At 63.9% G+C, this 26196-nt stretch carries 22 protein-coding genes; 20 read left to right on the top strand and 2 right to left on the bottom strand.

The window, feature by feature from the left end; all coding sequences use genetic code 11:
- Positions 1–537: 537 nt before the first annotated feature.
- The 3 genes from AC1DX6_RS09215 to AC1DX6_RS09205 all read left to right on the top strand — a co-directional run bounded on the left by AC1DX6_RS09215 (position 538) and on the right by AC1DX6_RS09205 (position 4995).
- Positions 538–2043 carry an arylsulfatase B gene (locus AC1DX6_RS09215; protein ID WP_477312442.1) on the top strand — a complete coding sequence of 502 codons (1506 nt, stop codon included), beginning with the start codon at positions 538–540 and terminating at the stop codon, positions 2041–2043.
- A 37-nt stretch (positions 2044–2080) separates the two neighbouring features.
- Complete coding sequence (locus tag AC1DX6_RS09210; protein WP_477312440.1) at positions 2081–3040, top strand: formylglycine-generating enzyme family protein; 960 nt, start codon at positions 2081–2083, stop codon at positions 3038–3040.
- Between the two features lie 113 nt (positions 3041–3153).
- A complete protein-coding gene (locus AC1DX6_RS09205; protein ID WP_477312438.1) occupies positions 3154–4995 on the top strand; it encodes a mechanosensitive ion channel family protein in 1842 nt (613 codons plus the stop codon).
- Positions 4996–5100: 105 nt separating this feature from the next.
- Here the strand turns inward: AC1DX6_RS09205 and AC1DX6_RS09200 are convergent, their stop codons facing one another.
- Entirely contained in the window at positions 5101–6318 is a 1218-nt protein-coding gene (locus AC1DX6_RS09200; protein WP_477312436.1) for an NAD(P)/FAD-dependent oxidoreductase, read from the bottom strand.
- A gap of 14 nt (positions 6319–6332) precedes the next feature.
- Complete coding sequence (locus AC1DX6_RS09195) at positions 6333–7097, bottom strand: HpcH/HpaI aldolase family protein (protein WP_477312434.1); 765 nt, start codon at positions 7095–7097, stop codon at positions 6333–6335.
- 112 nt (positions 7098–7209) lie between these two features.
- Here AC1DX6_RS09195 and AC1DX6_RS09190 point away from each other — a divergent pair, with 112 nt between their 5' ends.
- The 17 genes from AC1DX6_RS09190 to AC1DX6_RS09110 all read left to right on the top strand — a co-directional run bounded on the left by AC1DX6_RS09190 (position 7210) and on the right by AC1DX6_RS09110 (position 26193).
- Positions 7210–8100, top strand: a complete 891-nt coding sequence (locus AC1DX6_RS09190; RefSeq protein ID WP_477312432.1) for a 2-hydroxy-3-oxopropionate reductase — start codon at positions 7210–7212, stop codon at positions 8098–8100.
- A gap of 4 nt (positions 8101–8104) precedes the next feature.
- On the top strand, positions 8105–8917 hold the full coding sequence (locus tag AC1DX6_RS09185; RefSeq protein ID WP_477312430.1) for a shikimate dehydrogenase family protein: 813 nt from the start codon (positions 8105–8107) through the stop codon (positions 8915–8917).
- Positions 8910–9716 carry an SDR family NAD(P)-dependent oxidoreductase gene (locus tag AC1DX6_RS09180; RefSeq protein ID WP_477312428.1) on the top strand — a complete coding sequence of 269 codons (807 nt, stop codon included), beginning with the start codon at positions 8910–8912 and terminating at the stop codon, positions 9714–9716. Before AC1DX6_RS09185 ends, AC1DX6_RS09180 begins: the two co-directional genes overlap by 8 nt.
- Before the next feature lie 13 nt (positions 9717–9729).
- Complete coding sequence (locus AC1DX6_RS09175; RefSeq protein WP_477312426.1) at positions 9730–10077, top strand: RidA family protein; 348 nt, start codon at positions 9730–9732, stop codon at positions 10075–10077.
- 135 nt (positions 10078–10212) lie between these two features.
- Positions 10213–11001: a FadR/GntR family transcriptional regulator gene (locus tag AC1DX6_RS09170; protein WP_477312424.1), complete on the top strand. Its 789-nt coding sequence runs from the start codon at positions 10213–10215 to the stop codon at positions 10999–11001.
- Between the two features lie 289 nt (positions 11002–11290).
- On the top strand, positions 11291–12001 hold the full coding sequence (locus AC1DX6_RS09165) for an SDR family oxidoreductase (protein ID WP_477312422.1): 711 nt from the start codon (positions 11291–11293) through the stop codon (positions 11999–12001).
- Between the two features lie 11 nt (positions 12002–12012).
- Entirely contained in the window at positions 12013–12762 is a 750-nt protein-coding gene (locus AC1DX6_RS09160) for an SDR family NAD(P)-dependent oxidoreductase (RefSeq protein ID WP_477312420.1), read from the top strand.
- Between the two features lie 82 nt (positions 12763–12844).
- A complete protein-coding gene (locus AC1DX6_RS09155; RefSeq protein ID WP_477312418.1) occupies positions 12845–13792 on the top strand; it encodes a LysR substrate-binding domain-containing protein in 948 nt (315 codons plus the stop codon).
- A 103-nt stretch (positions 13793–13895) separates the two neighbouring features.
- Complete coding sequence (locus AC1DX6_RS09150; protein WP_477312416.1) at positions 13896–14915, top strand: amino acid ABC transporter substrate-binding protein; 1020 nt, start codon at positions 13896–13898, stop codon at positions 14913–14915.
- 81 nt (positions 14916–14996) lie between these two features.
- Complete coding sequence (locus AC1DX6_RS09145) at positions 14997–16160, top strand: ABC transporter permease subunit (RefSeq protein ID WP_477312414.1); 1164 nt, start codon at positions 14997–14999, stop codon at positions 16158–16160.
- Positions 16161–16163: 3 nt separating this feature from the next.
- Complete coding sequence (locus AC1DX6_RS09140) at positions 16164–17243, top strand: amino acid ABC transporter permease (protein WP_477312413.1); 1080 nt, start codon at positions 16164–16166, stop codon at positions 17241–17243.
- 9 nt (positions 17244–17252) lie between these two features.
- Entirely contained in the window at positions 17253–18017 is a 765-nt protein-coding gene (locus tag AC1DX6_RS09135) for an amino acid ABC transporter ATP-binding protein (protein ID WP_477312412.1), read from the top strand.
- A gap of 58 nt (positions 18018–18075) precedes the next feature.
- The gene (locus AC1DX6_RS09130) at positions 18076–19482 is read left to right on the top strand and encodes an FAD-binding oxidoreductase (protein ID WP_477312411.1); all 1407 of its coding nucleotides are present in this window, start codon (positions 18076–18078) and stop codon (positions 19480–19482) included.
- A gap of 117 nt (positions 19483–19599) precedes the next feature.
- Positions 19600–21270, top strand: a complete 1671-nt coding sequence (locus AC1DX6_RS09125) for a thiamine pyrophosphate-binding protein (RefSeq protein WP_477312410.1) — start codon at positions 19600–19602, stop codon at positions 21268–21270.
- Entirely contained in the window at positions 21267–23363 is a 2097-nt protein-coding gene (locus tag AC1DX6_RS09120) for a hydantoinase/oxoprolinase family protein (RefSeq protein ID WP_477312409.1), read from the top strand. Before AC1DX6_RS09125 ends, AC1DX6_RS09120 begins: the two co-directional genes overlap by 4 nt.
- Positions 23360–24994 carry a hydantoinase B/oxoprolinase family protein gene (locus tag AC1DX6_RS09115; RefSeq protein WP_477312408.1) on the top strand — a complete coding sequence of 545 codons (1635 nt, stop codon included), beginning with the start codon at positions 23360–23362 and terminating at the stop codon, positions 24992–24994. The genes AC1DX6_RS09120 and AC1DX6_RS09115 overlap by 4 nt, the downstream gene beginning before the upstream one ends.
- A complete protein-coding gene (locus AC1DX6_RS09110) occupies positions 24991–26193 on the top strand; it encodes a pyridoxal phosphate-dependent aminotransferase (protein ID WP_477312407.1) in 1203 nt (400 codons plus the stop codon). Before AC1DX6_RS09115 ends, AC1DX6_RS09110 begins: the two co-directional genes overlap by 4 nt.
- Positions 26194–26196: the final 3 nt, after the last annotated feature.

Genomic DNA, 26196 nt, shown 5'->3' with positions numbered 1-26196 from the left:
TGCGGACCACCGCTGATACGATCGTGCCGTGGACCGGATTCCATTTTTTTGCTGGCAGTTGCTGCGGCCGGACATAACCCAAGGCTGCATAGGCAGGTTCGTCCAGGCTGAGCGGTGCGTCTCTGCGACGATGCAGGCCCAGGAGGCCAAAAAATACGTCCTTTGCGCAAAGTGGATAGCGGTACGGTTGTATTAGCTATAGCTTAATATGAATTGCGCGAGACCAAACAGCGCGGGCGTATCGCCGACCAACGGCGAGTGGGGAGCATGAACGGGCAGGACCATTCCAGAAACGTGTGCAGAGGACATCGAGCGCCCTGCAGCAATCGTGCCTTGTGGGGCCGATTGATTTCCTGGAGAGGCCATGACTGTGCTGACACCAACTCCTGGAACCCGAGAGATCTCGTGGCAACCAAGTCGGTCGAGTCGATACCAAGGTGCCTGGGCTGTCTCTTTGGATTCCAGGGGAAATGATCGGCTCAGACATGTCATGGTTTTGAGTGGAACGGCACGAATCTGCAGCGCAGGGGCAAGAACATGAGCAACGATCGTGACTTCCCGGCTGAAGCCGGCATCAGCAACAAAATAACGCGGCGAGACGCATTGATGGCAGGTACGGCGGCGGCCGTTACGCGGTTTGCCGCTCCTGCCGGCCTTTCGGGGGCGCTTGCCGGCCTCGCCGGCGTTCAGCCGGCCGCAGCCCAGCCCTCGCAGCCCAACATCGTCTTCATCGTTGCGGACGATCAGGGCTGGAAAGACGTCGGCTACCACGGCTCAGACATCAAGACGCCCAACATCGACAAGCTAGCCGCTGAGGGGGCGAAGCTCGAAGAATATTACGTGCAGCCGATGTGTACACCGACGCGCTGCGCCCTCATGACCGGCCGCTATCCGCTACGCTATGGCATGCAGGTTGGCGTTGTCCCCGCAGCAGGGACCTATGGCCTTCCGCTTGACGAAACCCTTCTTCCGCAAATCCTTAGAGACGCGGGCTATCGGACGGCGATGAGTGGCAAATGGCACCTCGGCCATGCCAAGGTGGCCTACTGGCCGAAACAACGTGGATTTGATTCATTCTACGGGGCAACCGTCGGCGAGATCGACCATTTCAAACATTCATCGCACGGCATCGCGGACTGGTACCGCAACAACAAGCCGATCAAGGAGCCGGGCTTCGACAACACCCTGTTCGGTCAGGAGGCTGTCCGAGTCATCAAGGCTCACGATCAGAAGAAGCCGCTGTTTCTTTACCTCGCCTTCACCGCGCCCCACACGCCGTTCCAGGCTCCGAAGGAATATCTCGACCGGTATGAGGGCATCGCCGACGAGAACCGGAGGGCCTATGCCGCCATGGTCTCGGTGATCGATGACGAGGTGGGAAATGTCGTGGCCGCGCTCGAGAAGAAGGGGATACGCGACAATACCCTCGTCGTTTTCATGAGCGACAATGGCGGCGTCGTCAACTCGATGTTCACCGGTGATTCGAAGGTGGAGGGCAAGCTTCCCGCCGACAATGGTCCCTATCGCGATGGCAAAGGTACTCTCTATGAGGGAGGCACGCGCTCGGTTGCCTTCATGAACTGGCCCGGCAAGATCAAGCCTGGTGTCTTCAACGGCCTTATGCACGTCGTTGACATGTTGCCGACACTGGCTGGGTTGGCCGGTGCCAAACCCGGCAAGGACAAACCCCTGGACGGCATGGATATGTGGCCGGCCATCAGCGAGGGCAAACGTTCGCCGCGCACCGAGATTGTCTACAATGTCGATCCGATGGTCGGCGCGGTGCGTGAGGGCGATTGGAAACTGGTGTGGGCAGCGGCGCTGCCGCAAAAAATAGAGCTTTTCAATTTGGCGCAGGACAAATCGGAAGCCACCAATCTGGCCGACAAGAACCCTGACAAAGTCAAGGAGATGCAGGCAAGAATTACCGAGCTTGCGAGCCAGATGAAGCCTCCACTGTTGCTGCAAGAAGCGGTGCGGTTGATATTCTTCACACCGCTGGTGACACCAAGCCCGGAAGATATGTTCGCTGCGGGGGATTGAAAGGCAGATGAGTTCGGCCGTTTAGGCGAGGCGCCCGATGACTGATGCACGACTTGCCGCAAAGCCAGCAGTCTCGTCGCAGGGCGATATGGCCTGGATTCCCGGCGGTGAGTTCTTAATGGGCTCCGACGACCACTATCCGGAAGAGGCGCCGGCGCATCGTGTTGTGGTCGGCGGCTTCTGGATGGATCGCACGGCCGTCACCAATGCTGAGTTCAGGCGCTTTGTCGAGGCCAGCGGCTACGTCACGCTGGCCGAGCGACCGGCAAATGCCGTGGACTATCCCGGAGCTAACCCTGAGTCGTTGGCACCGGCTTCGGCCTTATTCGTGAGGCCTTCACGCAGCATTGATCGCGGCAATCACTACAACTGGTGGGCCTATGTGCGCGGCGCGAATTGGCGGCATCCTCGCGGGCCCGCCAGCGGACTCAAGGACCTCGAAAATCATCCCGTCGTGCACATCGCTTACGAGGACGCGGAAGCTTATGCGAGTTGGGCGGGCAAGGAGCTTCCGACCGAGGCCGAATGGGAGTTCGCCGCCAGGGGCGGGTTGGAAGCAGCCGAGTTCGCATGGGGCGACGAACTAACCCCCGGCGGCCAGCATATGGCCAACACGTACCAGGGCGAGTTTCCGTTCCGCAACGATTGCGAGGACGGCTACGAATGGACGTCTCCGGTCGGTTCATTTCCGGCAAACGGCTATGGGCTCCATGACATGGCTGGCAATGTCTGGCAGTGGACCACTGACTGGTACCAGGAGCACCGCCGCATCGACAGCCCTTGCTGCACGATGGCCAACCCGCACGGTGCCGAGCGTGAGGCAAGTTACGATCCGCTGACACCCGACATCAGGATTCCGCGCAAGGTGACCAAGGGCGGGTCTTTCCTGTGCGCTCCAAGTTATTGCCGGCGTTACCGGCCGGCCGCGCGCATGGCACAAGCTGTAGATACGTCCACTTGCCACCTCGGCTTCCGTTGTATCGAGCGTTCGTCGTGAGGGAGCGTGCCCCATGCTCGACGGCATGACCGCCCGGAGAGACAAGCGGCGAATTGTTCGACGGTCGGGCGACCGCCGGAACTGGCTTTCGAGGTGCTGAAGAGGGGGAAATCGTGGGCACGACGGCAGAGACGGACGTTACTTCGTTGATTTCGGGCTTCGAACAACTGGCCGACCGCTTCGTCTCCGGACTGTTCGCGCGGTTTGCCGCTTTGAGCGACGTCCCCGTCGAGCTTGAAAACTTGAGGTCCTCGCTTGCGGACGGCGGAACATCTCTCCTTGGGCTCCTGTTCGAGATTGTGTTGATTGTTGCGCTCGTCGCGGGCGTGTTCATCCTGCTCGCCCGGCGGTTCAAGAAGGCGAGTGCCACAAGTAGCGCATGGCGCAGATTCTTCGCAGGCGTGGCGGCTACTGTGGTGGCGCTGGTGATCGGTTTCATTGCTGCGCGGCTGCTGGCCGGTTCTGGCGTACCTTTGCAAACCCTTCGCCTTTGGACGGTGGCGACCGTGCTCGGCTTCATCATCCTCGCCGCCGTCAGATCATTCTTTATGGCATCGCGGCGAACCGAGTTCGCGGAGCGCTCCGCCCATCTGGCGGTGCTCGTGCGCGACCTCTCGCTTGCTATTGGCTTGGCGATCATCGCCACTACGCTCATCGCGACGTCGCGGCTCTGGAGCGTCGGGCCGGCCCTGGGGGATGTGCTGCGCACAGGTTTGGCAATTCCGACCTACCTTCTGTTTGCATGGGCGGTATGGCGGCACAGACGCACAATGGCGGCCGCCGTCGCCGGTCCGCGCCCCAGAAGCCGCTGGCGAACCCGTCTCGCCAAAATGTGGCCGGCAGTAGTGATAGCGTTCGTGGTAGTCACCTTTCTCAGCGCTCAGGCCGCGCTGACCCTGGGAACATCGCTTCGTGGGGCGGCCGTTCTGCTGACAGCGTTGATGTTTCTCGCCGCGCCCCATCTCGATGCGATGATCGGGAACTGGGCGCAGCGCGGATTGGAGTCTCCCGACATCTCGATCTTGGCAGCGGCAGGGCGACAGACAGCCCGCTTCGCCGTCGTGGCTATCATGATCGCCATGCTGGGAACGCTATGGGCGACACCGCTGGCTGCCGGGTTCGGCATAGATCTGCGAGAGGTCGCCAAGGGCGCCTCCGGGGTGGCGCTGATCATGTTGGTGGCGGCGTTTCTGTGGAATGTGATCGGCACAGGGACGGCTCGCGCCTTGCGCGCGGAGTTATCCGTTGTTGGCGGTGACGAGGAGATGCTGGGTGCGCCGCGTTCACGGCTGGGCACATTGGTGCCGCTGATCAGCGGGGTCGGCAAATCGAGTATTCTGGCCTTGGCGCTGCTCTCGATCCTGGTGTCGATCGGGATCAATGTCTGGCCGTTGATCGCCGGCTTGAGTGTGTTCGGGCTGGCCATCGCCTTCGGCTCGCAGACGCTGGTTAAGGACCTAGTCTCCGGGCTGTTTTTCTTGATCGACGATGCATTCCGCTTCGGCGAATATATCGAAACGTCAGGCGCCAAGGGGACCGTGGAAAAAATCTCGGTCCGGTCGGTTTCCCTGCGCCATCAGCGCGGTGCCTTGGCGACAATCCCCTATGGCGAGATTGGCAAGATACAAAATTTCAGCCGCGACTGGATGATCGAGAAACTGACCTTTCGCGTTGCGTTCAACACCGATGTCGAAAAAGTCCGCAAGATTTTCAAGAAGATCGGCCAGGATATTTCGGCCAACCCGGAACTTGCTGGAGATCTGCTCGAGCCGTTCAAGAGCCAGGGAATTGCCGAGGTTGAGGACGGCACGCTGGTCATCCGGGCCAAATTCAAGGCAAAGGCGGGCAGAAATTTCATGATCCGCCGCGCCGTTTTGCTCGCCGTGCACCAGGCATTTCAGGAAAACGGCATTCGGGCCGTCCCAAAGCCACTGACATCTAATCCCGGAGCCTGATCACCACTTTGCCCACAGCGAACGCAGGCATCAGAATGTCGGCCGGATGGGCCTCGTTCATGCGGTGCGGCCCCGGCGACAAATCGCGAGCAGACGACGCCGAAATCAGATCACTGCTTCTTCCAGGAACGGTTCATCGCGCTCTATGCGTTCGTAGCTGAATGGCGACAGGTCGAGCGTCTGAAAGGCGCCGTGGATGATCAGCTCCGACACCGCCCGACCGACGGCGGGCGACTGCTGCAAGCCATGCCCGGAAAAACCGTTGGCGAACATGAAGTTGGTTACCTCGGGGTGGAAGCCGACAATGCCGTTGTGGTCGAGCATGTTGTATTCGTAGTGGCCGGTCCAGCTGGTCTGGACCTTCAGCGCGTCGAAGGCCGGAATGCGGTGCCAGAGCGCCGGCCAGATGTAGTCGTCGAACTCCTCGAAATGCATCTCGAAGTCGTCATAGCCGGCAGGACCGTCGCCCTGCGGCGTGTTGCCGGTGAGGAAAAGCTCGCCTTCCGGACGCACGAAGGTGCCGGAAAGGTCGATGACGTTGGGCATCCGGCCGGGGATCGGATTGGCGCTGGCGAAGACGAAGCTGTAGCGCTTGTAGGGCGCGACCGGGATGGAGAGACCGGCCATGGCGGCGACCAGCTGCGCGCGCGGGCCGGCGGCGTTGACCAATGCGCCGCAGGCGACCGTCTGACCGGTCGCCAAGCGTACCGAGACGACCCGCCCATCGGCAAGATCCAGTGCGGTCACGGCGTTGTCGATGTATTCGACACCGCTGGCGCGGGCGGCGCGGCGGAAGCCGTTCATCATGCCCATGGAATCGAACCAGCCCTCTTCCCGCGAGCCCCAGGAACCGCCGCCGAGATCCTCGACATTGAGCCAGGGAAAGCGCTCCTTCAGCGGGCCGGGCTCAAGGAAGACGGTATGGGCGCCGAGGCTGCGCTGCAGGTCGACGCGCTCGCGCGCCGCTTCGACGCCCTCGGGCGAGCAGCAGTAGAGATAGCCATGCTCGCGAAAGCCAAGGTCGGGTGCCGGCTCGTCCTTGTAGAAGGGCGCCATCCGCTCCTGGAAGGTGCGGATGATCTCGATGCCGAACTGGCTGATCTTTACATTGATCGGATTGGAATATTGCTGGCGGATGGCGCTGGTGGAGAGCGCCGTCGAGGAAAACTCGTAGCTTGAGTCGCGCTCGACCACGAGGATCGAGGCGCCGCTGCCCAGCGCCTGGCTCAGCCAATAGGCCGTCGACGAACCGATGACCGCGCCGCCGACGATGACGATGTCGTAGGCGTTGCGCGACGGCGCTTTGTAGGGGGGGATTGCCACTGTCTGTCTCCGGTCTACTGGTTGAATGAGGCGATCAGGGCATCCGAGCCCCGCGCCAGCAGGCCGAGGTCGGAACCGACCGCGACCATGGTGATGCCGTCGGCGAGATAGCGGTCGGCATCGGCCTTTGCCGGCGCCAGGATGCCGCTGGCCTTGCCTGCCGACGCTGCTGCCTTGCGCACCGAGGCGATCGCTTCCTGAACATGCGCGGCATTGGGATTGCCCATGGCGCCCATATTGGTCGAGAGGTCGCCGGGGCCGACGAAAAGCACATCGACGCCGTCGACGGCTGCGATCTCGGCGGCATTGGCGACGCCGGTTTCGTCCTCGATCTGCACGGCCAGCAGCTGCTGCTCGTGCGCCTTGGCGTGATAGCCGGCGATGCGGCCGAAGGCATTGGCGCGGTGACCGACCGAGAAGCCGCGGAAACCGCCCGGAGCATAGGTCATGGCGGCAACGATCGCGCGCGCCTGATCGGCCGTCCGCACATTCGGGATCATCAGGCTGCGCGCGCCGATGTCCAGTGCCTGCTTGATCAAATTGGCGTCGTCGGAGGGCAGCCTCACGACCGCCTCGCTGTCGAAGCCGCCCATGACCTGCAGCTGCGCCATGATGCTGCGCAGATGGTTGGGACTGTGCTCGCCATCGATCAGCACCCAGCCGGCTCCGGAGCCGGCGACGATCTCGGTGGTGAGGGCCGAAGCCAGCGAGCACCAGATGCCGATGTGAGCCCGGCCGGCCGAAACGGCGGCCTTCAAGGTGTTGCGGCGCTCCTGCATTTGCGATCGATCTCCCTGAAGAAGGTCCATTGAAATTTGTATGATGTCCTATATCATACGGCTGACTTTGGCTGCAAGGCCAGTTCGCACGAGGTCCGAAAGGGAGTTGGACATGAAGATTGGTTTCATCGGGCTTGGCGTCATGGGAGCGCCGATGGCGCACCACCTAGCCAATGCCGGGCATGAGATCGTCACCGTGCTGAACCGCTCCCCCCTGCCGAAGGAACTGGAGGCATCGGTCGTCGCCTCCGCCGCCGAAGTGGCGCGGATATCCGATATCATCATCACCATGCTGCCCGACACGCCCGACGTTGAGCGCGTCCTGCTTGGGCAGGACGGCGTGCTGGAGGGAATATCGGCGGGCAAGCTGGTCATCGACATGAGTTCGATCAGCCCGATCGCCACGGCGGAATTCGCGACGAAGATCCGACAGGCAGGCGCCGGTTATCTCGACGCGCCAGTCTCAGGCGGCGAGGTTGGCGCCAAGGCGGCGAGCCTTACCATCATGGTCGGCGGGCCGGCCGCCGAGTTCGAACGGGCACGGCCGATCTTTGAGACGCTGGGCAAGAACATCACCCTGATCGGCGAGCAGAACGGCGCCGGCCAGACCTGCAAGATCGCCAACCAGATCATCGTCGCGCTCAACATCGAGGCGGTGGCCGAGGCGCTCGTCTTCGCCAGCAAGGCGGGTTGCGATCCGGCCAAGGTACGCGGCGCGCTGATGGGTGGCTTTGCCTCGTCGCGCGTGCTCGACGTGCATGGCGAGCGCATGATCGCGCGGACGTTCGCGCCGGGCTTCCGCATCCGGCTGCACCAGAAGGACCTCAACCTGGCGCTGGAAAGCGCCCGCGCGCTCGGCGTCGCCCTGCCGAACACGGCGACAGCGCAGCAGCTGATGAATAGCTGCTCGGCCCGAGCCGGTGGCGCGGAGGCCGACCACTCGTCCCTCGTCCAGGCGCTCGAGATGCTGAGCGACCATGAACTGTCAAACGGAAAGGAATAAATCGATGCGCGGAACCGGCAAGGCCGATGTCTTCGTGATGCTGGCCCATCCTGTGGGCCATGCCAAAAGCCCCGGCATGTTCAACGAGATCTTCGAGCAGAAGGGCCTCGACAGCCTGATGGTGCCGTTGAGCTGCCGCCCGGAGGATTTCGACACCTTCTGGGCCGGCATCACCGCGGCCGAGAACATTCGCGGCGTCATCATCTCGGTGCCCTACAAGGTTCCGGTCTACCATAAATGCAGTGCCGCGCACGATCGCGCGGCGCGGGTGCAGAGTGCGAACTCCGTGCGCCGGCTCCCGGACGGAAGCTGGTACGCCGACAATTTCGACGGCGTCGGTTTCATCGATGGGCTCAAGGCGGGCGAGCACCAGATTGCCGGCCGCCGCATCCTCCAGGTCGGCGCCGGCGGCGCAGGCGCGTCGCTGACCTACTGCCTGGCCGAAGAGGGCGCGGCGGAGATCCGGCTGACCGACATCGACAAGGATCGGGCTGGAAAACTGGCGGCGCTGGTCAGCAAGTCCTTTCCAAAATGCCGTATCGAGGTCGGCCAGCCCGATCCGTCCGGCATGGACATGGCGATCAACGCGACCCCTGCCGGGCTGAAAGCCAGCGATCCGCTGCCCATGGATGTGACTAAGCTGACCCCGGACATGACAGTGGTCGACATCATCATGGAGCCGGCCGAGACGGCGCTGCTCAAGGCGGCGAAGGAGATCGGCTGTCGCATCCAGCCCGGACGCCCGATGATGGACTTCCAGGTCGAGGCCATGGCCGAATTTTTCGATATCGAGCGCAAGGACCGCAGCCATGGTTGAGACACTGACAGCCGTCGTCATCGGCGGCACCTCCGGCATCGGACGTGCCATCGCGCTGCGCTTTGCGGAGGAGGGCCATCAAGTCGTCGTCGCAGGCCGGGACGCGATACGGGGCAAGGAGGCGGCCAGCGCCTGCGAGACGGCGGGCGCGCCGCGCGCCCTGTTCGTCCAGACCGATGTCGCCGATGCTCAGTCGGTGGAAGCGCTGGCGCAGGCCGTCAGCGCTGCGTTCGGCACACCGCATGTCGTGGTCAACTGCGCCGGCATCCTGCAGAGCGGCAAGCACGTGCTCGACCAGGATCTCGACGAAGACGAAAAAATGTGGCGGGTGAACTATCGCGGCACACTGCTGGGGTGCCAGGTGTTCGGCCGGCTGATGTCGGCCGCCGGGCGCGGCGCGATCCTGAATGTCGGCTCGCTCGCCTCCTTCGCGCCGCTGTCGCTGCCAGCCTACACGCCCGGAAAGCACGCGGTGCTGGCGCTGACCCAGATCCTCGCCGCCGAACTCGGCCCGCGCGGAGTCCGCGTCAACGCGGTAGCGCCCGGTTACACGCTTTCAGACGGACTGAAGGCCAGGATCGCCAAGGGCGAACGCAACCCCGAAGCGATCCAGGCCACCACCGCACTGCGCCGCTTCGTCGAGCCGCGCGATGTCGCCGAGGCCGCGCTGTTTTTGTGCTCTGACCGTGCTGCATCGATAACCGGCGTGACCTTGCCGGTCGATGCCGGCTGGCTCGTCCAGGCGCCCTATGCGCAGTATTTGCAGGGCAACCCCATCCGGCAGACACCGGCAATCTGACGAGGACAATCCAATGAACGATATCCAGCGTTTCGACTTCGACACCCGAATCCACCATGGCGTCATCCACAATGGCACGCTCTATCTCACCGGCCAGGTCGCGAGGCCCGGCCAGTCGGCGGCAGACCAGATGCGCGAGGTACTGGACAAGATCGATGCGCTGCTTGCCAAGGCAGGCACCGACAAGACCCGCATCCTTCACGTGCAGATGTGGCTGGACGATGTGCGCGACTTCGACGAGGTCAACACGGTCTGGGATGCCTGGATGCCGAAGGAGCACGCGCCGGCGCGCTCTTCCGGCGAGGGACGGATGGCCAAGCCCGGAATGCTGGTCGAGCTGATTGTCACCGCGGCGGTTTGAATGGTCCTGCCGGTTCGGGCATCATCGCGAATCTGGGTCGAGCGTTTCACGGAAACGCTCTATCTCTTTGTTTCTACGCAATTCCGGACGGAAAACCGTTAGACACTTTTCCTGAAATTGCTCTAGGGGAGACTGATGACGAAGCGCAAGCCGCTTTCCACCGTCGTGGCGGAGAGCCTGTCCGAAAAGATCCGTTCCGGATCGCTGCTTCCCGGCGCGCAATTGCCGACCGAGGCGGAGCTTTGCGCCGAATACGATGTCAGCCGCACCGTCGTGCGCGAAGCGGTGGCGCGATTGCGCTCCGAAGGCATGGTGGTGCCGCAGCAGGGGCGCGGCATGTTCGTCAGCGAAACGCCGGCGCCGCGTAACTTCTCGATCCCCGACGAGGCGCTCAGGACCTTGCCGGAAACCATCGCTTTGCTCGAGTTGAGGTTGAGCGTCGAAGTGGAGTCCGCCGGGCTCTGCGCGGAACGGCGCACCGACGCGGAGGCGAATGCAATCCGTGCGCTGATGGAACAGGTCGATGCCCAGCATGCGGATCCCGCCGCCGTCCAGATCCACTACGACTATGATTTCCACCTGGCGATCGCCAAAGCCGCGCGCAATGAATTCATCCACGGCTTCCTGAGCTATCTCGGGCCGATCATCGTTCCGCGCTTCAATCTCGGCTATGTCGTCGCGCCCGAGCTCAAGGACAGCTACTACGCGCGCATCCACAACGAGCACAAAGCCATCGTCGACGCCATCGAGAGGCAGGATGGCCGCGCCGCGCGCCAGACCATGCGCAAGCATCTGCACAACAGCCTCGGGCGCGTGCGCGCTCTGGCCCGCGCTTCGGGCGTCGAGGCAACGGACGCGGAGCAGAAAGCGGCCGCGGCCTCTCTCTTCACCGAGATGAAAAGGCCGGTGCCGACGGGCGGATAAGGCCTGGGAACTCGATCGCATACGCAAGCGCCTGGACTAATTTAGCCGCGCATTGCGAAAGCCATGTTTTTTGTTCTGTCGGCTTGCAGCAACCGCTTCCGGTTACCTGAGGGGCTCGTTTTCCTGCTGTTTCCGCTGGTTTGCGGCACTGACATCCAGGTGCACACGGGTCCAGGTTTCATACGGGAAAAGAAAATTCGAAAGTTTATCTTTCCTTTTTGCTGGTTTTCTTGGTTTCGCGGCATCGGTCCACGCCGCACACTGAAACCAGGTAATCAGGAAAGCCCACGTGACGACAGCCTTCATCACAGGAGCGACAAGCGGCATCGGGCGGGCCATGGCGATCGCGTTGAGTGACGCCGGCCATGACGTCTATGCCGTCGGGCGCAGCCAGGCCGCGCTCAAGGAGTTGCAGGCCGAGCGGCCAGGCATCGTGCCGATCGCCGTCGACATCACCGACCGCGAGGCGCTGGAAGCGGTTCTGGCGGACCTCACCATCGACGTGCTGATCAACAATGCCGGGATCATGCCGCCGCTGGGCAATTTCGCCGACATGAAAATCGCCGACATTGACACCACGCTCGAGGTGAACCTCAGCGCGGCGATCCTGCTCACTCGCCTCGTCGTACCGCAGATGCGCGAGCGGCAGTCTGGACATATCTTGTTCACCGGTTCGACCGCCGGCCACGCGGCCTATTCCAACATTGCCGTCTATTCAGCCACCAAGGCGGCGATATCAGGCTTTGCCGCCGCGCTGCGCACCGACCTCTCCCCATCAGGCATACGCGTCACCGAGATCGTCGCCGGTCGTGTCGAGACACAGCTCTACCAGGACATCCTCGACGCCAAGGCGCGCGCCGCCATGTACGCCAGCAAAGTGGTGCAGCCGGAGGACGTGGCCAGGATGGTCGTCGCGGTGCTTGCGCTCCCCGCATGGGCCGACGTCACCCGTTTCGACATCATGCCGACCTGGCCGACATCGCCAAGCGGCACCAAGTAAGGAAAACTGGAATGAAAGATCTTTCCGTTCTCATCGTTGGTGGCGGCGCCGGCCTCGGCGCTCTTCTGGCCGAGATGGCTGTCGAGGCCGGGGCGGCAAAGATCGGCATCATCGACATCAATCAGGAGGCAGCCGAATCCGCGCTCGCGCCGGCGAAGGCCAAGGGCCTGCCGACGGCGGCGGCGGCATGCGACATCCAGGTCGGTCCGCAATGCCACACGGCCTTCGACGCCATCGTTTCGAAGCTCGGGCGCGTCGACACGCTGATCAATTGCGCCGCGATCTATCCGCGCCGCCCGCTTCTGGAAATCAGCGACGCCGATTGGGACGCCTCCAACGGTATCAACATCAAGGGCACCTACCACATGATGGTGGCGGCCGTTCGCCATATGCAGTCGCAGGAGCCGAAGAACCATGTGCGCGGCCGCATCGTCAACCTGACCTCGGTTGATGCCTTCAAGGCGCATCCGCAGAACGCTCATTATGCGGCGACTAAGGCCGCCGTCGTCAGCCTGACGCGCTCCTTTGCCCATCACGTGGCAAAGGACGGGATCCTGGTGAATTCGGTGGCGCCGGCCGGCATGGCCACGGAGAAGGCGAAAGCCCTTGGCTTCCTCGAGGAACTGGCCAAGGCGAGCCCGCTCGGCCGTGGCGCCGAGCCCACCGAGATCGCCGAATGGGTGCTGATGACCGGTGGCCCGAAAAACACCTACATGACCGGCGAAAACGTAATTGTTTCAGGCGGCTATATCTACGCCTGAGGCAACATTCCGCAGCCGGCGGCGGCGGAAATACGGCAGTGCATGATCAGCGGAGTCTCGAGCAAGGGAGGCGGAATTCACGATGACCGGCAAGCTTCGCCTTCCTTCGCTCAACGCGCTTCGCGTCTTCCACGCTGTCGCGCAGCACAAGAGTTTCAGGCAGGCGGCCGACGAACTGCTGGTGACGCCGCAGGCTGTGGGACAGCAGATCAAGCTGCTGGAAGACACGCTGCAGGTGACGCTGTTCGAGCGCAAGGGCCGGTCGATCGAACTGACCGAGTCCGCCATCCTGCTCTCGCATTACGTCAAAGCCGGCTTCGACGAGTTTTCGGAAGGCGTGCGCCGCGTCACCAAGTCGACTTACCGCGACCGCATCAACCTCAATGCCAGCCCGTATTTCGCCACGCACTATCTGCTGCCCAGGCTTTCGCTGTTCCGCGAGATCCTGCCGGGCGCGGATCTGCGCCTGACGACGATGGTCGACCTGCCCGATTTCGGCCGCGACGACATCGATATGACGGTGCAGTGGGGCTACGGCAGCTGGCCGGACTACGAGACCACGCTGCTGGTGCCGGACCCGAAGATCATCTGCTGCACGCCTGATATCGGCGAGAAGATCAAGTCGGCGCATGACCTGACGAAGTTCACGCTGCTCGACACCGTCAAGTCGAAGCGCCTGTGGCCGGACATATTGCGCCATCTCGGGGTGGAACTGACGGATGGCGACCGCAGCATCAGCTTCGACGACGCGGCGACCATGCGCCGGGCGACCCTGCAAGGCATCGGCGTAGGCCTGGTCTCCGTCATCGACGCCGAGGAGGATTTGCGATCGGGCGCGCTGGTCGCGCCGGTCGGCCGCGACGCCATCGCCGATATGAAGCCGGAGGAAGTCCCCGGCTTCTACCTCGTCGTCCCGCGCGGACATCTGCGCGTCAAGGCGGTGGCTGCCCTGCACCGATGGCTGGCCCAGCAGGACTGGCGGAGCGATCTGAAGCTCCCCTTGCCGAAACCGACCCCGCTTTCCGAGTAGGAAGCGGCTTCGCGACTGAAGTCCGAAGGGCACCTTTCGGACCTCCAACAACAAGAAACGGAACAACCTCAACAGTGGAGACAATCAACATGAAAATGATGCAATGGGGGCTGCGGCCCTGACGCTTGGCCTCGTGCATTTCGCGGCGCCGGCCGAGGCGGCCGGCGGCAAGACGCTCGACACCGTCAAGGCGCGCGGCGTGCTCAACTGCACCGGCCATGACGGCTCCTATCTCGGCTTTGCCGAAGTGGACGACACAGGCACCTGGAAGGGCATGGACATCGACCTCTGCCGAGCCGTGGCCACCGCCGTCTTCGGCGATCCGACGAAACTGAAGATCGTGCCGATCAGCTGGGCGCAGCGTTGGCCGTCGCTGCAGTCGGGCGACGTCGACATCGTCATCAAGGCCTCGGGCGGCACGCTGAGCCGCGACACGGAACTGGGACTCCAGTTCTCGATGTCATACTACCTCGGCACGACCAAGGTGATGGCGCACAAGGAGCTTAACCTGAAGTCGCTCAAGGACGCGCAGGGCGGCACGATCTGCATCCCTGCCGGCACAACCATCGAACAGCAGGTCGCTGCCTACAGCCAGAAGATCGGAATCAAGCTCGAGCCGGTCGTCATCGAGAAGACGGAAGAGCTCGAACAGGCCTACTTCTCCGGCCGTTGCGACCTCTATGCGCAATGGGGTCCGGTCCTCGCCATCGCGCGTGTGGCCAAGGGCAAGGTCGAAGACCATGTGATCCTGCCCGACGTGATCGCGGTCGAGCCGGAGGTCATGATCGTGCGGCAGGGTGACGACAATTGGGTCGACGTCGCCAACTGGACGCTCAGCGCCCTGCTTTTCGCCGAACAGGAAGGCATCACCTCCAAGAACGTTGACGAGATCAAGGCCAAGCCGACGTCGCCGGCGGTCGCCAAGTTCCTGGGTGCGGCACCGGGCATGGGCAAGGGTCTCGGCCTGCCTGACGACTGGGCCTACAACGTCATCAAGAAGGTCGGAAACTATTCGGAGATCTTCGATCGCGATCTCGGCAAGGACTCGCCCTACAAGATGGATCGTGACCTGACCAACCTCTGGAACAATGGCGGCGTCCTGTTCCCGCTGGTGATCGACTGATCCACGTCTGAACGCATCCCACCCTCGCTCCGCCCGGCCCGTGCCGGGCGGGGTCGGCGACAATTCGGGAAGGATCGGTCAATGAGCAGCCTGCTGAGAAATCAGAAGGTCCGCAACGCACTGTTGCAGGTCCTCTATGTCGGCTCGCTTGCCGCGCTGGTGCTTGCCGGTGTGGTGATCGCGCGGCGTAACCTTGCCGAGCAAGGGATCACTTCCGGCTTCGACTTCTTGTACAAGTCAACGGGCTGGGACGTGAACTTCTCGCTCCTGCCCGCCACGGCCAACGATCCCTATTGGTGGTTCTTCCTCATCGGCATCATCAACACGCTGTTCCTGGGCAGCGTCGGATTGATGCTGGCGACGCTTGTCGGCACGATCGTCGGGTTGGCGCGGACCTCCTCCAACGAATTGGCGCAGGTGCTCGGCCGCACCTATGTCGACATCTTCCGCAACATCCCGCTGATCCTCCAGGTCTTCTTCTGGTACGCGCTCATCACCCACCTGCCGACACCGCGCGCCGCGCACGAAGCCTGGGGCTTTATGCTCACCAGCCGGGGGCTTTATGTCCCGTTCCCGAATGTCGGCGGCGTGGCAATGGCACTGGCCATTCTGGCCGTGATTGCCGCCATCGTGCTGCCGGCCTGGCTTGGCCGGACGTCACGTCTGAGCCAGCCAATCGGCCAGCGTTCCTCCATACAGCTTGCCGCCGCCGCAGCGGCACTGGCCGTTGCAGCCATCATCCTCGTTGTCGGCCGCGTGCCCGACGCGCCGCTGCTCGACTTTCCGGCCCTGCAAGGCCTTAACCTGAGAGGCGGCCTGCGCATTCCACCGGAGTTTTCGGCGCTCGCGGTTGCCATCGCCATCTATGGCGGCTCCTACATCGCCGAGATCGTGCGCGGCGGCTTCAAATCTGTCGGCAAGGGCCAGGTCGAGGCGGCACTTTCGCTGGGCCTCAGCCCCTGGCGGGTGTTCACGCTGGTCAAGCTGCCGCTAGCGCTGCGCGCCATGCTGCCGATCCTCGCCAACCAGTATGTCTGGCTGATCAAGGCGACGACGATGGGCATCGCAATCGGCTTCACCGACTTCTTCATGATCGTGTCGCTGACCATCAACCACTCCGGCCAGACCTTGGAATCGATCGGCATCCTGATGGCAGGCTTCCTGACCATCAACCTCAGCCTGGCCGCCATCTTCAACCGCATCAACAAAGCAATCGCCCTCAAGGGCAATCAACTGAGGGGATGAGAGATGGAGATGGTTGTTGTCGCTCCACCCGCTCCCGGAAAGCTCGAGGACCTGAGACGGCGCTTCTTTGCGACGCCGCTTCAGGCCTTGCTGTCGCTGGTCTCCCTGGCGATCTTGGTCTTCCTGGGCTGGAAGCTCCTGAACTGGGCGGTCTTCTCGGCCGTGTTCACCACCAGCGGCGGGCCTGAAGCCTGCCAGGCGGCGGCTGGAGCCTGCTGGTCGGTCATCGCGGCCAGGTGGCGCATCATCCTGTTCGGCCTCTACCCCTTCGACGAGCAATGGCGCTCGGCGCTGGCCTGCGTCACCGTGGTGGTGATGACGGTGCTGAGCTGTATCCCGGCCTTCTGGACCGGACGCCGCATAGCCCTGGTATGGGGAGCCGGAGCAGCCCTTTACTATGTGCTGATGAAGGGCGGCGTGCTTGGCCTTGCCCATGTTGGTGAGGAGGCCTGGGGCGGACTGGCGCTGACCCTGTTCATCTTCGTCACCACCTGCCTGATCGGCTTCCCGCTGGCGATCTGCCTGGCTCTGCTGCGCCGCTCCGACCTGCCATGGATATCACGGACCACCGGCCTCATCATTGACGGGGTGCGTTCGCTGCCGCTGATCTCGATCCTGTTCACCTTCGCCATCGTGCTGCCGTTCGCGCTGCCGCAATGGCTGCAGGGCGACAAGCTGTACCGTGTGATTCTCGGCTCGGCCCTGTTCTTCTCGGCCTATCAGGCGGAGATCGTCAGAGGCGGCATGCAAGGCGTCCCGGCGGGACAGGAGGAAGCCGCCATGGCGCTCGGCATGAGCTATTGGCAGCGCATCGGCCGCATCCTCTTGCCGCAGGCCATGCGCAACGCGCTGCCGGCCACGATCAACCAGTTCGTCATCTCGTTCAAGGAGACCTCGCTGGTGGTCATCGTCGGCTTCTTTGAGATCCTGGCCTCCGGCAACGCCGCCTACGGAACCGGCGAGTGGCGCTTCGCCTATGTCGAAGTCTACGCTTTCATCGCCATGATCTATTTCGTCTTCGTCTTCAGCCTGTCCCGCTACGGCGCCTTTCTCGAGCGCCGCATGTCGGTCGGCGAACGGTAGGAGACGCAGGTGATTTCAAGCAATTCGTCGCAATCCGCCGGCCCTGCGGTCCAGATCGAAAACCTCGACAAATATTACGGCACGTTCCACGCGCTGCGGAAGGTGAGCCTGACGGTGCAGCGGGGCGAGAAGATCGTGATCTGCGGTCCTTCCGGCTCCGGGAAGTCGACCATGATCCGCTGCATCAACCGCCTCGAGCAGCACAATGGTGGCCGCATCACCGTGCTCGGCACCGAGCTCAACGACGATGTCGGCAACATAGACGGGATCAGGCGGGAGGTCGGCATGGTGTTCCAGCACTTCAACCTGTTTCCGCATATGACGGTGCTGGACAACTGCATGCTTTCGCCGATGATCGTGCGCAAGCAGCCGCGCGCCGAAGCCGAGGCAACCGCAAGGCGCTATCTGGAAAAGGTCCGTATCCCCGAACAGGCGATGAAGTTTCCCGGCCAGCTCTCCGGCGGCCAGCAGCAGCGGGTGGCGATTGCGCGCGCCCTTTGCATGCAGCCGCAGATCATGCTCTTCGACGAGCCGACCTCGGCGCTCGATCCGGAGATGATCTCCGAGGTGCTGGACGTCATGGTCACGCTTGCCTCGGAAGGCATGACGATGATCTGCGTGACGCATGAGATGGGCTTCGCGCGCCGGGTCGCCGACCGGGTGATCTTCATGGATGGCGGCGAGATCGTCGAGGAGGCGCCGCCGGAAGAATTCTTCGCCGCGTCCCGCAACGAGCGCACCCGGCAATTCCTGTCGCAGGTGCTGGGTCATTGAACGGCATTTGGGAAGATGCAACGTTCACCCAGCACGCCACATATCTTCAGGTATCTTCATGACTGACCCCGCCGCCGCGTTGCGCGAGATCCTCGGGCCGAAAGGCTGGCTTTCTGGCCATGACGCCGAGCCCTACCAGCGCGATTGGCTCAACCGCTATGGCGTCGCGCCTCTGGGCGTTGCGCGGCCCGCGGACACGTCCGAGGTCGCCAGTGTCATCAAGCTGTGCCGGGAGGCCGGACTGGCGGTCGTGCCGCAAGGCGGCAACACCGGGCTTTGCGGCGGCGCCGTCGCGGAGCAGCCGAACGCCGTGATCGTCTCGCTGTCGCGCATGGCGGCGATCGGCAAACCGGATCTCGACAGCGGATCGATCGCCGTCGAGGCAGGCGTCGTGCTTGCCGCGCTGCACGAGGCGCTGGAGCCGCATGGCCTGATGTTTCCGATGCATCTGGGCGCCGAAGGCAGTGCCAGGATCGGCGGCCTGATCGGCACCAATGCCGGCGGCAGCCAGGCGTTTCGCTACGGCATGATGCAGGATCTTGTGCTCGGCCTCGAAGTAGTGACGCCTGACGGCGTGGTGTGGGACGGGCTGCGCGCGGTGCAGAAGGACAATGCCGGCTATCAGCTGCGCAAGCTGTTCTGCGGCGCGGAAGGCACGCTCGGCATCGTGACACGCGCGGTGCTGCGGCTCTATCCGACGCCGAGGCAGCAGGCGGGCGCGCTGCTGGTCATGTCCGACTTTGCCGCCGCCGTGTTGTTCGGCGCCTTCCTGCGCGGCGAGGCCGGGGAATTCCTGACCGGCCTCGAATTCTTCTGTGACCTCGGCCTGGAGCTGGCGCTCAAGCATCTGCCCGACCTCTCCTACCAGTTGGAGACGCGGGGCGACGTCTATCTGTTGGTCGAACTGGCATCGGGGTCGCAGCGCGTTCCCCTGGACGAGATCCTTGGTTCGGCGCTCGAATGGGGCATGGAACAAGGTCTGGTGCTGGACGGCGCGCTGGCGACGTCGGGCGCGCATCGGGCGCAGTTCTGGCGGCTGCGCGAGGAACAGCCGGAAGGGCAGCGGCTGGAGGGCGAGCAGCTCAAGCACGACATCTCGGTGCCACCGGGCGCGATCGCCCGCTTCATCGAAGCCGGCGCCAAAGTCTGCGACGACATCCTGCCAGGCGTGCGGATAAACCCGTTCGGGCATCTCGGCGACGGCAACATCCACTACAATCTGTCTCCGCCGGAAGGCCGCGCCGATTTCGACGGCAAGGCCGGGCAGTTCGCGCAGGCGCTGTCGGCGCTTGCCACGGAGATGGGTGGCAGCTTCGCGGCCGAACATGGGCTCGGCCGCGCCAAGATCGCCATGGCTGACCGGAATCGCGGCGCAGTGGAGCGGGAACTCATGGCTCGGCTCAAGGTCGCGCTCGATCCGCGGGGTACGATGAACCCCGGTGTTCTGGTGCGATCGTCACTGTAAAGAAAAACTTTCGAATGGACCGCATTTCTTGATTTCGCCCCGACCCGCCAGAGTGCAGGTATAAATCCGAAAAGGCAGGCTCGGTCCGCTTGCCGCCAATCTCGAGGATGCCGAAGCATGATCCGCAATGGCGGTCGCCTACTTGTCGAATGCCTGATTGCGCTGGGCGCGACCAAGAGCTTCGGCGTGCCCGGCGAAAGTTACCTCGCCGTCCTCGATGCCCTGCACGACACGCATGGCAGGCTGGACTATGTGCTTTGCCGCAATGAGGGCGGCGCGGCGTTCATGGCCTCGGCCTATGGCAAGCTGACGGGCACGCCGGGCCTCTGCTTCGTGACGCGTGGCCCGGGCGTCACCAATGCCAGCATCGGCGTCCACACGGCCATGCAGGACAGTTCGCCGATGATCCTGTTCGTCGGCCAGGTCGGCACCGATATGCGGGGCCGCGAAGCCTTCCAGGAGATCGACTACCGCGCGGTCTTCGGAACCGTCGCCAAATGGGCGGTCGAGATCGACGACGTCTCGCGGCTGCCGGAGATCGTGGCGCGGGCCTGGACCACCGCCACGACCGGACGGCCCGGCCCGGTCGTCGTCGCGCTGCCGGAAGACATGCTGACCACCCTGACCGAGGCTGCGCCGCTGAGCGGCCCGGCGGCGATTTTCGAACCGGCACCGAGCACCGACGCGATCGCTTCGGCCCTCAAGCTGCTGGCGACGGCCGAAAGGCCGGTGCTGCTGATGGGCGGCACCAACTGGACGGCGGATGGGCGGGCGGCGCTGCAGGCTTTCGCCGAGGCCTCCGACATCCCGGTCGTGGCCGCCTTCCGCTATCAGGACCAGTTCGACAACCATTCGCCGGCCTTTGTCGGCGAGGCCGGCGTCGGCATGGTGGCGCATGTCAAGAAGCTGATCAGCGACGCCGACGTGATCCTGGCCGTCAATGTGCGCTTCGGCGAGATGACCACCGATGGCTACACGCTGCTGTCGGTGCCGGTGCCGCGCCAGAAGCTGATCCATGTCCACGGCTCGGACCGCGAGATCGGCAAGATCTATGTGCCGGCGCTAGGTATCCATGCCGGCCCGAACGCCTTCGCCAAGACACTGACGCCGGTCAAGGGCGCTTGGGCGGAGTGGCGCGCGGCGGCGCGCAAGGCCTACGAAGGCACATTCTCAGCACCCGTCCAGCCAGGCCCGGTCGATATGGTCGCGGTAAGCGCCTGGCTGCGCGAGACCCTGCCCGCCGACGTCATCCTCACCAACGGCGCCGGCAATTTCACCGTGTGGCCGAACAAGTTCTTCAAATTCGGCCCGGAGGCACGCCTGCTCGCGCCGCAGTCCGGCGCCATGGGCTACGGCCTGCCGGCGGCCGTCGCCGCGAAGGTCGCATTTCCAGAGCGCACCGTCGTCTGCTTTGCCGGCGACGGCGACTTCCAGATGAATTGCCAGGAACTCGGCACCGCCATGCAGGCGGGCGCGCAGCCGATCGTGCTGATCCTCAACAACGGCATCTACGGCACGATCCGCGCGCATCAGGAGCGTCACTATCCGGCCCGCGTTTCAGGGACGTCGCTCGAGAACCCCGATTTCGTGACGCTGGCAAAGGCCTATGGCTTCCACGCCGAGCGGGTCGAGTCGACAGGGGATTTCGCCGCCGCGTTCGGGCGGGCGCTCAACTCGGCGACGGGCGCCGTTCTCGACATCGCCATCTCGCCGGAGGCGCTGACGCCCCGGCAGACCCTCTCCCAGATGCGCGACGCCGCGCTCGCTTCCCAGAAGGCCAAGGCATGAGCTCCAAGAACGACGACATCCGTCTCGGCGCGGACATTGGCGGCACGTTCACCGATATCGCCCTCGATTTGCGTGGAACGATCTTCTCCACCAAGGTGCTGACCAATTATACGGCGCCCGAGCAGGCGATCCTCGACGGCATCGACATCGTCACCCGCGACGCCGGGATCTCGCTGGCCGAGATCGGCATCATCATCCACGGCACGACGCTGGCGACCAACGCGCTGATCGAGCGGCGCGGCGCCAAGACCGCACTGGTCACGACCGAAGGTTTCCGCGACGTGATCGAAATGCGCACGGAGAACCGTTTCGAGCAGTATGATTTGAACCTGCAGCTGCCAACGCCGCTGATCCCGCGCGAACACCGCTTCACGGTCAAGGGCCGCATCGGTGCCGAAGGCCAGGAACTGCAACCGCTCGACGAGACTGCTCTCGAAGAGATCGCCGAGCGGATCGCGGCCAGCGGCTTCGGCTCGGTGGCGATCGGCTTCATCCACGCCTACACCAATCCGGCCCATGAGCGGCGCGCGCGAGAGATCCTTTCGCGCAAGCTCAGCATCCCGATTTCGATCAGCGCCGAGGTCTCGCCGCAGATGCGCGAGTTCGAGCGCTTCAACACGGTCTGCGCCAACGCCTATGTGCGGCCGCAAATGGCCGATTACCTCGCCCGTTTCCAGACGCGGCTGAAGGACATGGGCGCCGAGTGCCCGGTCTTCATGATCCATTCCGGCGGCGGCCTGATTTCGGTCGAAACCGCTTCGGAATTTCCTGTGCGCCTGGTCGAGTCCGGCCCGGCTGGCGGCGCCATCTTCGCCGCCGACATCGCCCGGCGCTTCGGCCTGGAGAAGGTCGTCTCCTATGACATGGGCGGCACCACCGCCAAGATCTGCCTGATCGAGGACTATGCGCCGCGCACGGCGAGGACATTCGAGGTGGCGCGCACCTATCGCTTCTGCAAGGGCTCGGGCATGCCGATCTCCATTCCGGTGATCGAGATGATCGAAATCGGCGCCGGCGGCGGTTCCATCGCCTGGGTCGACGCCATGGGCCGTATCCAGACCGGACCGGAAAGCGCCGGCTCGGAACCGGGTCCGGCCTGCTACGGCCGCGGCGGCAAGCGCCCGGCGATCACCGACGCCGACCTTGTCCTCGGCAAGCTCGATCCCGACAATTTCGCCGGCGGCGCGATCCGGCTCGACACCTCCGCATCCGAACAGGCCATCCTGCGCGACGTTGGCGAGCGTCTTTCGCTCGATGCCATGTCGACGGCCTTCGGCATCTGCGAGGTGGTGGACGAGAACATGGCCAATGCCGCCCGCGTCCACGCCGTCGAGAACGGCAAGAACATTTCCGACAATCTGATGATCGCCTTTGGCGGCGCGGCCCCGCTGCACGCGGCAAGGCTCTGCGAAAAACTCGGCATCGACCAGTGCATCGTCCCCAAGGGCGCCGGCGTCGGATCGGCGATCGGCTTCCTCAGGGCGCCGTTCGGTTACGAGGCGCTGGCGTCGAAGCTGACACGCTTGTCAAAGTTCAAGCCAGCAGAAACCAACGCCTTGCTCGGCGACCTCAAGGCCTCCGCCGAGAGCTTCGTGCGCACCGGCGCCGCCGGCAAGATAATCTGCGAGATCACCGCCTTCATGCGTTATGCCGGCCAGGGCTGGGAAATCCCCGTGCCGCTGGCGGACGAGCCGTTCGGCGACGATGCCGCCACAACGCTCAAGGAGCTGTTCGAGGCGAACTACCAGCGCTTCTTCGGTCGTGCCATCGAAGGGCTCGACGGGTTGGAGATCGAGATCGTCACCTGGTCAGTCAAGGCGACGGACGTTCGCCCCGCCGTCGCCAGGCACGAGCTTACCACCGGCAAGCGGACCAGCGCGCCGGTGACAACCCGCGCGGTCTTCGACCCGGCAAGCGGCGCGCCGCAGACCTATGGCATCGTCGAACGCGAGACGCTCTGCGCCGGCGACCGCGTGGCAGGCCCGGCCGTCATCGTCGAGCGCGAGACCTCCACCGTCGTCACCACCAGCTTCGACGCCGTGATCCAGAGCGACGGCGCGATCCTTCTCACCCGCAAAGGCAGCCAGGCATGAGCGACCCAGGCAAGAACAACATCGGCGAAATCCGCATGCAGGTGATGTGGAACCGGTTGATCTCAGTGGTCGAGGAGCAGGCGCTGACCTTGCTGCGCACCGCCTTCTCGACTTCGGTGCGCGAATCCGGCGACCTCTCGGCCGGTGTGTTCGATCCGCGCGGCCAGATGCTGGCGCAGGCCGTCACCGGCACGCCCGGCCACGTCAACACCATGGCCGAGGCCGTGCTGCATTTCATGAACGAAATCCCGCGCGACAACATGTTCGAGGGCGACACCTACGTCACCAACGATCCCTGGCTGGGCACGGGCCATCTGCACGACATCACCATGGTGTCGCCATCGTTCCTGAACGGCGAGTTGGTGGCGTTCTTCGCCTGCACGGCGCATGTCGTCGATGTCGGCGGGCGCGGCTTCGGCGCCGACGCCAAATCGGTCTACGAAGAAGGCATCCAGATCCCGATCATGAAGTTCGCGGAGAAGGGCAAGGTCAATCTCGACCTCGTCAGGATCCTGCGCGCCAATGTGCGCGAGCCGAACCAGGTGGTCGGCGATTTCTATTCGCTCGCCGCCTGCAACGAGGTCGGCCATCGCCGCCTCGTCGACATGATGAAGGAGATCGGCCTGACGTCGCTGGACGGGCTCGGCGGCTTCATCTTCTCGCGCACGCAGGATGCCATGGTCGAACGCATCAAGGCGCTGCCCAAGGGAAGCTGGTCGAACGAGCTGGTCACCGATGGCTATGACGCGCCGGTGAAGCTTGCGGCGACCGTCACGGTTCGCGACGGCGGCGTCGATGTCGATTTCACCGGCACAGACCCGATGAGCCGCTGGGGCATCAACTGCCCGATCATCTACAGCAAGGCCTATGCCTGCTATGCGCTGAAATGCGTGGTGGCCCCGGACATCCCGAACAATGCCGCTTCGCTTGCCTTCTTCACCGTGTCGTCGCCGGTCAACATCCTGAACGCCGTGCGGCCGGCGCCGGTGGCGCTGCGGCACATATTCGGCCACATGGTCCCCGACCTCGTGCTGGGTGCGATCTCCCAGGCGATGCCCGGCAAGATCCTCGCCGAAGGCGCCGGTGCGCTGTGGAACATCCATATCTCGGCCCGTCCGGTCGCCGGCGGCTCGGGCCGCCGCGCCGAGGTGCTGATGTTCAACTCCGGCGGCATGGGCGCGCGTCCTGGCCTCGATGGATTGTCGGCGACGGCGTTCCCCTCCGGCGTGCATACGATGCCGATCGAGGCGACCGAGCATACCGGTCCGATCGTCATCTGGCGCAAGGAGCTGCGTCCCAATTCCGGTGGCGACGGCGAATTCCGCGGCGGTCTGGGGCAGGTTATCGAGATCGCGGCGACCGAAGGCCACGAATTCGACTTCTCGGCCATGTTCGACCGCGTCAACCACCCTGCCCATGGACGCAATGGCGGCGAGCCTGGCGTTGCCGGCGTGGTCAAGCTCGACGATGGCACGCAAATGCGGCCCAAGGGCTGGCAGCACGTTCCGGCCGGTCGCCGGCTGATCCTGGAACTACCGGGCGGCGGCGGCTATGGCGATCCGGCGAAACGCGGCGCCCAGGCGCGGGCGAACGACCGGTCCAAGGGCTACATCTCGGAGAACGACCAATGAGCTACGTTTCCTCGCGCCTGGCGGTGGTGAAGCCTTCGGCTTCGATGGCGGCCTCGCAGGCCGCCAAGGCGCTGCGCGCCAAGGGCGTAGACGTGATCGATCTCGGGCTCGGCGAACCGGATTTCCCGACGCCCATGCACATCATCGATGCCGCCCATTTCGCGGCGAAGGCAGGCCAGACGCTCTACACCGGTGCCGCCGGCACGCCCGAGGTGCGCGAAGCCGTGGCCAGCAAATTCCGGCGCGAGAACGGGCTGGACTACACGGCCGACGATATCGTCGTCGCCAACGGCGCCAAACAGATCATCTTCAACGCGCTGCTGGCCACACTCGAGACCGGCGACGAGGCGATCCTGCCGGCGCCGTACTTCGTCTCCTATCCCGAAATGGTGAAGCTGCTCGGCGGCACGCCAGTCGTCGTCGAGTGTCCGGAGACATCAGGTTTCCGGCTGACGCCGGACGTTCTGGAAAAGGCCATCACGCCGAGGACGAAGTGGCTGTTCCTCAACATGCCGGGCAACCCGTCTGGCGCGATCTATTCGGAAGCGGATCTCAAGGCGCTGGGCGCGGTACTGGCAAAACACCCACAGGTGCTCGTCCTCTCCGACGAAATCTACGAGCACATCCTGTTCGACGGGCGCGAATTCGTTTCCTTCGGCAAGGCCTGCCCCGAGTTCAAGGACCGCACGCTGATCGTCAACGGCGTCGCGAAGTCCTATGCGATGACCGGCTGGCGCGTCGGTTACGCGGCCGGACCGGCGCCGCTTCTCAAGGCGATGTCGACCGTCCAGAGCCAGTCCTGCACCTCCGTCTGCTCGATCGCGCAGGCGGCGACGGTGGCCGCGCTCAATGGCCCGCAGGACGAAGTGGCGCGCTTCCGGCAGGCATTCGAGGCGCGCCGCGACCTGGTTGTGGACGGGATCAGAAAGATCAACGGACTGACGCTGTCACCGCCGGAAGGCGCCTTCTATGCCTATATCGGCTGCGCCAGCCTGATCGGCCGCAAGACGCCCCAGGGCGTCGTGCTGGAAAACGATACCGCGGTGGCGAATTATCTCTTAAGCGAAGGCCGCGTGGCATCGGTGCCGGGTGCTGCCTATGGACTTTCACCCTATTTTCGTATCTCGACCGCGACCAGCGAAGAGGTGCTGACCGAGGCGATCGCGCGGATCAATGCCGCCGTCGCGCAAGTGGAGTAGATG

The sequence above is a fragment of the Mesorhizobium sp. P2_C4 genome (assembly GCF_056404575.1).
Note: the sequence above shows the minus strand (reverse complement) of the source record. Positions and strands in the feature narration are given on the sequence as shown.

Excerpts from the sequence above, each read along its gene's own strand:
- AC1DX6_RS09215 (WP_477312442.1), top strand. The coding sequence starts at position 538 with ATGAGCAACGATCGTGACTTCCCGGCTGAAGCCGGCATCAGCAACAAA.
- AC1DX6_RS09210 (WP_477312440.1), top strand. The coding sequence starts at position 2,081 with ATGACTGATGCACGACTTGCCGCAAAGCCAGCAGTCTCGTCGCAGGGC.
- AC1DX6_RS09195 (WP_477312434.1), bottom strand. The coding sequence starts at position 7,097 with ATGCAGGAGCGCCGCAACACCTTGAAGGCCGCCGTTTCGGCCGGCCGG.
- AC1DX6_RS09190 (WP_477312432.1), top strand. The coding sequence starts at position 7,210 with ATGAAGATTGGTTTCATCGGGCTTGGCGTCATGGGAGCGCCGATGGCG.
- AC1DX6_RS09185 (WP_477312430.1), top strand. The coding sequence starts at position 8,105 with ATGCGCGGAACCGGCAAGGCCGATGTCTTCGTGATGCTGGCCCATCCT.
- AC1DX6_RS09180 (WP_477312428.1), top strand. The coding sequence starts at position 8,910 with ATGGTTGAGACACTGACAGCCGTCGTCATCGGCGGCACCTCCGGCATC.
- AC1DX6_RS09175 (WP_477312426.1), top strand. The coding sequence starts at position 9,730 with ATGAACGATATCCAGCGTTTCGACTTCGACACCCGAATCCACCATGGC.
- AC1DX6_RS09170 (WP_477312424.1), top strand. The coding sequence starts at position 10,213 with ATGACGAAGCGCAAGCCGCTTTCCACCGTCGTGGCGGAGAGCCTGTCC.
- AC1DX6_RS09160 (WP_477312420.1), top strand. The coding sequence starts at position 12,013 with ATGAAAGATCTTTCCGTTCTCATCGTTGGTGGCGGCGCCGGCCTCGGC.
- AC1DX6_RS09155 (WP_477312418.1), top strand. The coding sequence starts at position 12,845 with ATGACCGGCAAGCTTCGCCTTCCTTCGCTCAACGCGCTTCGCGTCTTC.
- AC1DX6_RS09150 (WP_477312416.1), top strand. The coding sequence starts at position 13,896 with ATGGGGGCTGCGGCCCTGACGCTTGGCCTCGTGCATTTCGCGGCGCCG.
- AC1DX6_RS09145 (WP_477312414.1), top strand. The coding sequence starts at position 14,997 with ATGAGCAGCCTGCTGAGAAATCAGAAGGTCCGCAACGCACTGTTGCAG.
- AC1DX6_RS09140 (WP_477312413.1), top strand. The coding sequence starts at position 16,164 with ATGGAGATGGTTGTTGTCGCTCCACCCGCTCCCGGAAAGCTCGAGGAC.
- AC1DX6_RS09130 (WP_477312411.1), top strand. The coding sequence starts at position 18,076 with ATGACTGACCCCGCCGCCGCGTTGCGCGAGATCCTCGGGCCGAAAGGC.
- AC1DX6_RS09125 (WP_477312410.1), top strand. The coding sequence starts at position 19,600 with ATGATCCGCAATGGCGGTCGCCTACTTGTCGAATGCCTGATTGCGCTG.
- AC1DX6_RS09120 (WP_477312409.1), top strand. The coding sequence starts at position 21,267 with ATGAGCTCCAAGAACGACGACATCCGTCTCGGCGCGGACATTGGCGGC.
- AC1DX6_RS09115 (WP_477312408.1), top strand. The coding sequence starts at position 23,360 with ATGAGCGACCCAGGCAAGAACAACATCGGCGAAATCCGCATGCAGGTG.
- AC1DX6_RS09110 (WP_477312407.1), top strand. The coding sequence starts at position 24,991 with ATGAGCTACGTTTCCTCGCGCCTGGCGGTGGTGAAGCCTTCGGCTTCG.